This window comes from Streptomyces xanthophaeus, from assembly GCF_000725805.1.
Classification (GTDB): domain Bacteria; phylum Actinomycetota; class Actinomycetes; order Streptomycetales; family Streptomycetaceae; genus Streptomyces; species Streptomyces xanthophaeus.
In genome coordinates, this window is the sequence record NZ_JOFT01000008.1 from 13,587 (window position 1) to 22,963 (window position 9,377).

Genomic DNA, 9,377 nt, shown 5'->3' on the forward strand with positions numbered 1-9,377 from the left:
CGCCTCCATCCACCTCCGCATCCGCCTCCGCATCCGCACCCGCGGACGGGCGGATCCAAGCACGGGAAAGGAGCACTGATGACGGTCCCCCGTACGCCGCTGCAGCGCTGGCTGGGCCTGACGGCCCTGGTCTTCGGGCTGCTGATCATCGGGTTGGACGCGACGATCCTCACGGTCGCGCTGCCCACCCTCGCCGTGGAACTCGAAGCGACCACGACCGAGTTGCAGTGGTTCACCGACGCGTACACCCTCCCCTTCGCCGCCCTGCTGCTGCCCCTGGGCGTACTCGGTGACAAGCTCGGCCGCAGGCTGGTCCTCAGCGGCGGTCTGCTCGTCTTCGCCGCGGGCTCGGTCCTCGCCCTGTTCGTGGACACCTCGGGCGGACTGGTGCTCTCCCGCGTCGCCATGGGCGCCGGGGCCGCTGCCGTCGCCCCGCTGGCCCTGGCCATCGTGCCCCTGCTCTTCCCGCCCGCCGAACGTTCGCGTGCGGTCGCCGTGGCGACCGCCGGCTTCGCCCTGGGGCTGCCGCTCGGCCCCCTCGTCGGGGGCTGGCTGCTCAACTCCTTCTGGTGGGGCTCGATCTTCCTGATCAACATCCCCATCGTCGCGGTCGCCCTGGTGGGCACCTGGCTGTTCGTCCCGGAAACCCGGGACCCGCAGGCCAGGCGACTGGACCTGGTCGGCTCCGCGCTCTCCCTCGCCGGCATCTCGGCGTTCGTGTACGGCGTGATCGAGGCCCCCAACCGGGGCTGGGGCGACCCTGCGGTACTCGTCACCCTGCTGGGCGGGATCGCCTTGATCGGTGTCCTGCTCCTGTGGCTGCGCCGGGCGGCCCATCCGCTCGTCGACCTCTCGTTGTTCCGGGACGCCCGTTTCGCCTGGGCGACCGCCACGGTCTCCCTCGTCATGTTCATCCTGCTGGGCGTGCTGTTCGTCGTGCCCCAGTACCTCCAGCAGGTCCAGGGCCACGACGCGATGGCGACGGGCATCCGTCTCCTGCCCCTGATCGGGGCTCTGCTGGTCGCAACCGTCGCGGGCGAGAAGCTCGTCGCGCGGTTCGGCACCAAGGCCGTGGTCGCCACCGGCATGCTGCTGTGGACGGTCGGCCTGCTCCACCTGGCGGGGCTCACGGCCGACAGCGGGTACGAGATGACCGCGATCGCGCTGGCCGTCGTGGGCGCCGCGCTGGGCCTGACCCTTCCGACCACGCTCGACACGATCCTCGGCACGCTGCCCCCGGAGCGGGTCGGTGCGGGCTCCGCGCTCGCGAACACCTGTCGTCAGATCGGGGCTGCGGTGGGCGTCGCGGTCCTCGGCAGCACCTTGAACTCCGTCTACCGCGACCGGCTGGAGGAGGACGCGCCCGCGCAGCTCACCGGCAAGGCGCTGGATGCGGCGCTCGACAACATCGCGGGCGCGGAAGCGGCGGCCGCCCGGCTCCCCGGCGCGGAGGGCGTGCAGGTGCTGGACGCGGCCAGGAACGCGTTCGTCTCCGGGATGTCCGCGACCGCTCTGGTGTGCGCCGTGGTCGCGGCGGCCACGGCGGTGATGGTGGTCGCGCTGCTGCCGGCCCGGGGCCGCAGCAGTGCCGAGGCCGGTACGCCGCCGTCGCAGCCGGACGGGGCCGCAAGCGCCCAGGTGTGAACGAGCCGGGGCGCACGACGCCGGGGCCGGTCCTCGCTCTGCGGAGCGGGGACCGGCCCCGGCGGGACGGGCCTTGGTGCGGGGGCGCCGGTCAGCGGTGGCTGACCCGGGCCCGGATGCCCGGACTGGGCCTCAGGTTGACCAGGAGTTCGGGGCGGACCTCCGAACCCTGCGGGAGGAGTTCGACTTCGAGCCGCTGAGCCAGCAGAGCGGTCAGCAGGTGGCCTTCCATCAGGGCGAGATGACTGCCCGGGCACACGTTGGAGCCCGTGCCGAAGGGCAGGTAGGCCCCCTTCGGCAGGGCCTTCTCCCGTTCCCGGGAGAAGCGCTCGGGGTCGAAGCGCTCAGGGTCGGGGAAGACCTCCTCCCGCCGGTGCAGGCTGTAGGCGCTGATGAAGACCATGGTTCCCGAGGCCACGGCGCAGCCGCCGACCGTGGTGTCCCGGATCGCCTGCCGCGGGATGACCGCGGCCGGCGGGTAGAGCCGCATGGCTTCCTTGAAGACCTGCAGGCAGTAGGGCAGCCGCGCGAGGTCATCGTGGCGGATGGTCCGGCGTCCCAGCTCGGCGTCGACCTCGGCGCGTACCCGTTCCAGGACCTCGGGATGGCGGGCGAGCAGGTAGAGCGTCCACGCCTGGGCGTCCGCCGAGGTCTCCTGGGCCGCTCCCCATGCCGTCAGCACCTCGTCGAGGAGCAGGGCGTCGGGCATGGTCCCGCCGTCCGCGTACCGGGCGGCCATCAGGTCCCCGAGGACGTCCTCGGGTGCGGCGCCGCCCTCGGCCCTGCGTTCGCGGATGAATCCGGCGATCCAGCCGCGGAACATGGCGATGTTGCGCCTGGCCCGCAGGTTCCTGGGCGTGGGCACCCACATGGGGAGCGCCAGGACGCTGGTGATGGCGTGCATCTCCCATTCGAACGCCTCGGTGATGGCGCGGGCCATCCCCTTGTTGTCCCGGGTCGAGGTGCTGAAGAGCAGTCGGGTGACGATGTCCATCGTGAGTGCGTTCATCTCGGTCACCAGGTCGACGTCCGCCCCGTCCCGCCAGCGCGCAACGGCCCGTTCGGCCTCGGCGACGATGGCGTCGACGTGCTTGGGTATCCGCCTCGGTGAGAAGTGCGGTACGACGAGCCGCCGTTGGCGCTGGTGCAGATCGCCTTCGCTGGTCAGCAGGCCGTTGCCCATCAGCGGGGTGAGGGCGCGGGTCTGGCGCCGGCCGCGGCCGAAGTCGGCCGCGGAGTCGATCAGTACCTCCCTGGCCGTATCGGCGGACGACACCACGATGGCGGGGCTGGTGCCGATACGGAATCCGCTCACGCCGCGGGGAGCGTCGGCGAACGAGTGGAGCGCGGCGATGGTGTCCCGGCGGATCTCCCGGGCGTGTCCCAGCAGCCGGGTGCCGCCCGGGGCTTCGGGCGGGGGCTGGGCGGCCGGAGGGTGCTGCGTGCGGGTGCTCGTTGCGCTGGTCGTACCGCTGCTCGTACTGCTGCTCATGCCGCTGATCCCTCCGCCGGTGCGGCGGGCCGGGTGCGCTCCAGCAGGGTCCCGGCCCTTTGGTGTGCCCGGCACTCGCGCCACAGCCTGCCCAGCGAGGCCGCGAGGCCCCGGCTCTCCGTGAGGCGGTACGCCGAGTCGGCGGGCAGGCCGGCGACCAGGCGGGCGTGCGCCGTCGGGTAGTTGTGGTAGGGCAGGCCCGGCATCAGGTGGTGCAGGGCGTGCAGTCGCAGGCCCACGGGGGCCCACAGCTCGCCCAGGGCGCGCGAGCGGGGGTGATTGACGGTGTCCATCATCTGCTCGACGATGCTCATCTCCTCCTCGTCACCGATGTACCGGTGTGCGGCCAGCAGCCGGAGGGAGTTGACGAAGGCGACCGTGGCGAACAGGGCGTACCACTGCACCAGTCGGCCGATCGGTACGGTCCCGGTCGCGAGCAGGGCGGCCACGGCCATCACCCAGGCCATGCAGGCGGCCTCCTGGAGGCGCCAGTTCCACTTCTCCTCCGGAGTGGGCTGCCTGCCCCGGTAGTCGATGTCGATCTTGAGAGCGGACAGGTTGCGGTAGAGGTAGAACCGCAGTTTCGGAACGAACCAGGACAGCGGTGTGACGATCCCGAAGCGGTAGGGGCCGAACAGCGGCACGATCAGCGGGGTGATCAGGATTCCCACGACGTTCGCCGGCGCCATGCGGGCCAATGGCAGGTATTCGGCGTCCTGGCGCGTGCCGTACAGCTTGCGGTTGTGGTGCTCGCCATGGCATTCGTACATGAAGACCGGGACCATCATGGGGATCCCGAACAGCAGGTTCCACCCCTTGCGGAACGGGCCGAACGACTGTTTCCCGCGGAAGTGGGCGATCTCGTGGATGAACGCGAAGCACCGGTACGCCGCCAGCACCGAGACCACGAAGGCGAGTGCTCCCGCCACGGTGAGCCCGCCCAGCGGGCCGACCGCCCAGAAGGCGAGGGCTCCGACGGCGGCGGAGAGCAGGAAGTCGCTCCAGTACACGGCGATCCGGGGCTTGAAGAGGCCGGTCAGCAGATCGTGGGCCTCCTTCACGGAGAAGCGGCGCATCGCGCGTTCGAGTTCCGGCTCCCAGGGGATGGCCACGCGTGCGGTCCCGTCGGCTGCCGTCACGACGCGTCCTTCCCGTTCTTGCGCCGCCGCAGGGCCAGCCGCACCTTGCGGATCCGGGTGTCGACGATGTCCAGGAGCGTGCCGACGGTGGTCAGGGTGACGAGCATCGGACCGGATCCGGCCATGATCACAGGGCGGTTCTCGTTGCCGGTCACCTTCATGAACTCCGGCTCCTTGATGGCCGGGAGGGTCAGGTCGGCGCGCTGGAGCCGGTGGACGTAGGGCAGTCGCCAGATGCCGGGGAGGGCCGCGTGCGCGCGCAGCCCGGCCTTGGTGGGCGGCAGCCGGACGTCGTTGTCGAGCCGCCACAGGGCGCGCCGCTCCAGGCTCGTGTGCCACTTCTCGACCAGGCCGGCCACCCGGTGCGGGTCCAGGTGGTGCCAGGGCGCGGACTGCGACAGGAACAGCCTGCGTTCGAGCCCCGCTCGCAGGTCGGCGAGCTCGACCGTCTCCTCGTCGGTGCGCCCGCCCGTCTCCGTCAGCCAGCGGGAGACCCGGAAGCGGCCCAGGAGCGCCGCCCCGAAGATCATGTAGTCGAGCATGTGGTCGAGGATGAAGAAGCGGCTGTCGGCGATCGCGGGTCCGTACTTCGAGCGGACCATGGAGCGCATGATCCGCCAGTCGGCGGTCGCCGCGCGGTTCACGTGGTCCAGGTAGTCGAGGTCCAGCCGGCCCTGGCGGACGTCGCGCTGGGCGATGTTGGCGATGTGCCAGGAGGTGGACATGGACAGGGAGATGCCCTGGCTGTAGAAGGCGTCGATGATCGACGAGGCGTCGCCGACCATGGCGTAGCGCTTGGGCGACACGAAGGTGTTCGTCATGTTCTGGACGTCGCGGTACGCGCTGAACTCCAGGACGTCGTCCTCCCGCAGCCAGTCCAGCATCGGATAGCGGCGCAGGATCTTCCAGAAGACGTCACGGGCGTTGCCGTCCTCGGGCGGCCTGCCCCGGTCGTAGGTCACGCCGACGCTGATGCGGTCGCCGTTCAGCCGGATCAGCCAGATCCAGTAGCCGTCGCCCCACAAGTGGAGGGTGTTGCGGTCGCGGTGGGCGACGTCGCCGTCCGGGAAGGAGAAGTTCCAGCGCTCGTCGAAGGTTTCGTCTGAGCAGTTGGCGAACTGGGCCCAGACCGCGGTGGTGCTGAACCCGTCGTCGAGGGGGATGTCGTGACCGAAGCGACGGGCCAGCAGCCGGCTGCGGCCGGTGCAGTCCACCATCCAGCGGGCCGCGATCTCCCCGCTCTCCTTCTTGTTGCGGGAGGACCAGTGCAGGACGTGGTCGTTGTCCTCGTCGCCGAGCTCGATGTCGCGGACCAGTCCGCGGTCGAGGAAGGTCAGTCCCTCGATGCTGCGGACGCGTTCGCGCAGCGCCTCCTCGATCTCCGGGCGGACGATCTGGGAGTCCTTGAACATCGTGCGGTAGAACAGCGGGTTCTTGATCTTCTCGATCCAGCGCGGGGGGAGATCGCTCTCGAATCCCCACTCGGACACCGACTCGTCGAAGCTCGTACGGCCCTCCAGGCCGTGCGCCATCCAGAAGCCCTCCTTGCCGAAGGACTTCTCCAGCGGCTCGTCCAGCTCGCCGATGGCGCGCAGGAAGGCGTTGGAGAACACCAGCAGGGACTCGCCGACCTTGTAGCTGGCGAGCTGCTTCTCGGTGGGCTGGTCGACGCAGACGACGGTCAGGCCCCGCTTGGCGAGGGCGATGGCGTTGATGAGGCCGACGATGCCGGAACCCATGACGCACACATCGGCGCGGATGCGCTCGGAACTGGGGACTGCCTCTTCGGGTGTGGGCACCGGATCTCCTCCTATGCGGCGGGACGGGGGGCGAGACGGGCGAAACGGCGGGCGACGCGGCGGTGCCGGTGGGCGAAGAGCTGGCCCACGGTCCTGCGGTACACCGGGGTGAGGGGCCGCAGGTGCGGCTTGAGCAGGAAGGTCAGCCGGTCGCTGAGCACGGTTCCGCCGTCCTTCTCGTCGACGGTGCGCTCATGGATCCAGGCGTGGGCGGAGGACATCCGCGAGACTTCGAGGAAGCGCCGGCCCTCCTCCCGCTCGGCGATGATCACGTCGTCGTAGTCGTAGGGCAGCAGCCTGCCGAGCAGGATCCAGGAACGGCCCAGGGGTTCCCCGAGCGGTACGTCGGCGAGCGAGGGCGCGGTCCCGCGCATGGCTTTCGGTGCGGTCATGCGCATGACCGGCGCGAGTTCGGCATTGATGCCGTCCAGCCGGGTCACTCCCGACCACACCTGGGCGGTGTCGGCGCCCGGGAGGAAGGTGGACAGGTCCACCCGCTGCCAGAGCTTGTCCTTCGCCCCTGCGAGGTCCGGGTAGAAGGCGAGGACGGACGGGTCGGGCCGACGGCCGGACGGGGCGCGTCGCGGGGTCTCGTTCGTGGGGTCAGGCATCTGCGGATCCTCCTTCGGACGGCTGGTCGTCGTGGTCCGCCTGCCGGGGCAGGTACAGGCGGTAGCCCAGGCGCGCGGCTTCCGACCGCAGCATCCGGACGAGGTCGACGGAGAGCCTTTCGCCGTGGCTCACGACGGGGTCGTGCAAACGGTGCGCGATGATCATCGTCTCGGCCGTGCAGGCGTACGTGACCCCGCTCGGCACCCCGAAGTCCACGCCGAGGTCACGGCCGCCGGGCAGCTCCACCAGGCCGCCCGCGACCACGCGCAGGTCGGGGCGCGCCCGCTGCAGCTGCGGTCCGACGTTCGGCGGCTGCGAGACGTCGCAGACGGCCGCCCCCTCGCGGACCAGCTCGGGCTTGATCAGCTGGTCCGGGGTCGAGGTCGCGGCCAGCACCAGGTCTCCGTCCGGCAGCACCGCCTCGGCGTCCAGGGACCGGGTGAGCAGTCCCGACGCGGCCAGCTCGGCGGCGATCAGCGCGTGGTCGGCGCCTTCCGCCGCCCGTTCGCGCGCCGCCCGCGCCAGGGCTCCGGCCTCCGGGGCCGCTTCGAGCCCGGCGAGATGGGCGACGACGGCCTCCGCGGCGGCGGCGAGCCGCTGCTCGCTGCGGGAACGGTTGGCCGGGTTCCCGACGAGGACCAGACGGCCGACCTTCTCGGCCAGCAGCAGGCTGGAGGCCAGTCCGATCGCTCCGGCACCGCCGAGGACCACGCAGCTCGCCCCGGCGAGGGCGATGCCCTGCTGGACGGCCGCCTGTTCGAGGCCGTCGACGGCGGCCGCGACCGTGTAGGCGTTGCCGGTCGTGACCGGAACCTTGAGACCGGTCAGGGCCGTGGCGTTGCCGGTGACCACGGAGGTGTAGGCGCCGAGGCCCACGATCTGCGCCCCGCGGGCCACCGCGTCGTCCACGGCCTCCTGGACGAGGGCGGCCGCCTGGGCGGTGGGCATGTCCAGCAGGCGGCGCGCCCCGTACGGAAGCGCGAAGACCTCTCCGTACGAGGTCTCCCCCGTGTCGGTCTCGACGCGGACCTTGCCCACGAGCATGGCGGCGGCCGTGTCGACGTTGCGGCACTGGTTCATGCGGTCGAACAGGACCCGGACCTGGTCTCCGGGCAGACCCAGCCTGCTGTCGTAACTCGCGTAGCTGGCGAGGTCGGTGGGGTGGGCGATGAACGCCCAGCGCGGTTCTCCGGGCCGGGGCCCGGTCGGCTGGGCAGGCACCGCGGGACGCGTGGGCGGCTGGGCGGCCGCCGTCTCCCGCGCGTTGTCTTCCGCGTCCCGCGGGCCTGGTTCGGGGAGCAGGTGGGCGAAGAACTTCCTGCTGTCGCCCTGCTCGATGACGTCGAGCGCCCGGTCGAGGGCGGCGAGCAGGGTGTCGCACTCCTCCTGCGAGACGTTCAGCGGCGGCTCGACGCGCAGCACGCTGTTCGCGAAGTAGGCGGGTGCCAGCCTGATGCCCTCGTTGCGGAGGAGATAGCCGCAGAGGAAACCGGCGAGGCCCTCCTGGTCGGCCAGGGAGCGGAACAGCCCCTGGTCCGTGTGGATGTCCGTGTCGGTGGATATCTCGATGCCGAGCAGCAGGCCCTGCCCGCGGACGTCCCGGACCAGCCGGGGGTGCGCCGCCGCGACCTTCCGCAGTCCTGCGAGCAGGTGGTCGCCGCGCTCCGCGACCTGGCGCACCAGGGCCTGGTCGTCGGCGGTGAGCAGTTCGAGGGCCCGTACGCCGACGCGGGAGCAGAAGGCGTTGCCGCCGAAGGTGGAGGTGTGCCGCAGGCCGAAGTCCTCGGTGAGCGAGTCCTCACCGAACAGTACGGCGCCGATCGGCACCATCCCGCCGCCGAGGGCCTTGGCCAGCGGCATGATGTCGGGCACCACCCCGGCGTGTTCACAGGCGAACAGCCGCCCGGTCCGGCCCAGGCCGGTCTGGACCTCGTCGATGATCAGCTTGGCGCCGTGGCGGGTGCACAGCTCCCGGGCCAGGGCGAGGTACCCGTCGGGGGCGGGCACGATGCCGCCCTCGCCCTGCAGGGGCTCGACGATGAAGGCCGCCGCCTCGTCCCCGTACGCGGCGAACGCCTCCTGCAGCGCCGCGCCGTCGCCGAATTCGATGTGGGTGAAACCGGGTGCCGGGGCGCCGAACGGCAGCTGGTAGCGGGGGCGTCCGGTGGCGGACAGCGCGCCGAGGGTCTTGCCGTGGAAGGAGTTGCGGGTCGAGATCACCAGGGTGCGCCCGGTCGCGGCGCGCGCCAGCTTGATCGACGCCTCCACGGCTTCGGCGCCACTGTTGCACTGCCACACCTGGGTGAGGCGGCCCGGCGCGGCCTCGGCCAGGCGCTCTGCGAGCAGGGCGGACGCCCCGAGGACGGAGGGCAGGGTGAGGCTGGGCTCGGCGGCCTGCCGGACGCCGCCGATCGCGTCCCATATCTCCGGGGGGTTGTGGCCGAACGGCAGGGCGCCGTAGGCGCCGGCGAAGTCGAGGTACTCGTTGCCGTGCGCGTCGTAGAGGCGGGTGCCCTCGCCTCGTACGTAGTGGACGTCGATGCCGAGGCCGTCCAGGGTGCGGGCGACGTACGGGTTGGAGTGGCGCCGGTAGCGCTCCGCGGTCTCGTCGCGGTTCGCGAGTCCGGCGAGGCGCGCGCGCAGCGCCGCCCTCTTGTCCTCGGCCGTCGTCGTCATGGGCGTGGGAGTCAC

Annotated in this window: 6 protein-coding genes; 1 reads left to right on the top strand and 5 read right to left on the bottom strand. The window is 71.5% G+C overall.

The genetic code is table 11. The features are described from left to right. The first annotated feature begins 78 nt into the window (after positions 1-78). Complete coding sequence (locus IO30_RS0100060) at positions 79-1,644, top strand: DHA2 family efflux MFS transporter permease subunit (RefSeq protein ID WP_037892591.1); 1,566 nt, start codon at positions 79-81, stop codon at positions 1,642-1,644. 91 nt (positions 1,645-1,735) lie between these two features. On the opposite strand, the gene IO30_RS0100065 is transcribed toward IO30_RS0100060, so the two are convergent. The 5 genes from IO30_RS0100065 to IO30_RS0100085 are packed head-to-tail and all read right to left on the bottom strand — an operon-like array spanning position 1,736 to position 9,377. Further along, complete coding sequence (locus tag IO30_RS0100065) at positions 1,736-3,136, bottom strand: cytochrome P450 (RefSeq protein ID WP_051901737.1); 1,401 nt, start codon at positions 3,134-3,136, stop codon at positions 1,736-1,738. Next, positions 3,133-4,275: a fatty acid desaturase family protein gene (locus IO30_RS0100070; RefSeq protein WP_051901738.1), complete on the bottom strand. Its 1,143-nt coding sequence runs from the start codon at positions 4,273-4,275 to the stop codon at positions 3,133-3,135. The genes IO30_RS0100065 and IO30_RS0100070 overlap by 4 nt, the downstream gene beginning before the upstream one ends. After that, the gene (locus IO30_RS0100075) at positions 4,272-6,074 is read right to left on the bottom strand and encodes an NAD(P)/FAD-dependent oxidoreductase (RefSeq protein ID WP_157853046.1); all 1,803 of its coding nucleotides are present in this window, start codon (positions 6,072-6,074) and stop codon (positions 4,272-4,274) included. Before IO30_RS0100075 ends, IO30_RS0100070 begins: the two co-directional genes overlap by 4 nt. A gap of 11 nt (positions 6,075-6,085) precedes the next feature. After that, complete coding sequence (locus IO30_RS0100080) at positions 6,086-6,685, bottom strand: hypothetical protein (RefSeq protein ID WP_051859458.1); 600 nt, start codon at positions 6,683-6,685, stop codon at positions 6,086-6,088. Then, positions 6,678-9,377, bottom strand: coding sequence for an aminotransferase class III-fold pyridoxal phosphate-dependent enzyme (locus tag IO30_RS0100085; RefSeq protein WP_157853047.1), 2,700 nt, complete (start codon positions 9,375-9,377; stop codon positions 6,678-6,680). Before IO30_RS0100085 ends, IO30_RS0100080 begins: the two co-directional genes overlap by 8 nt.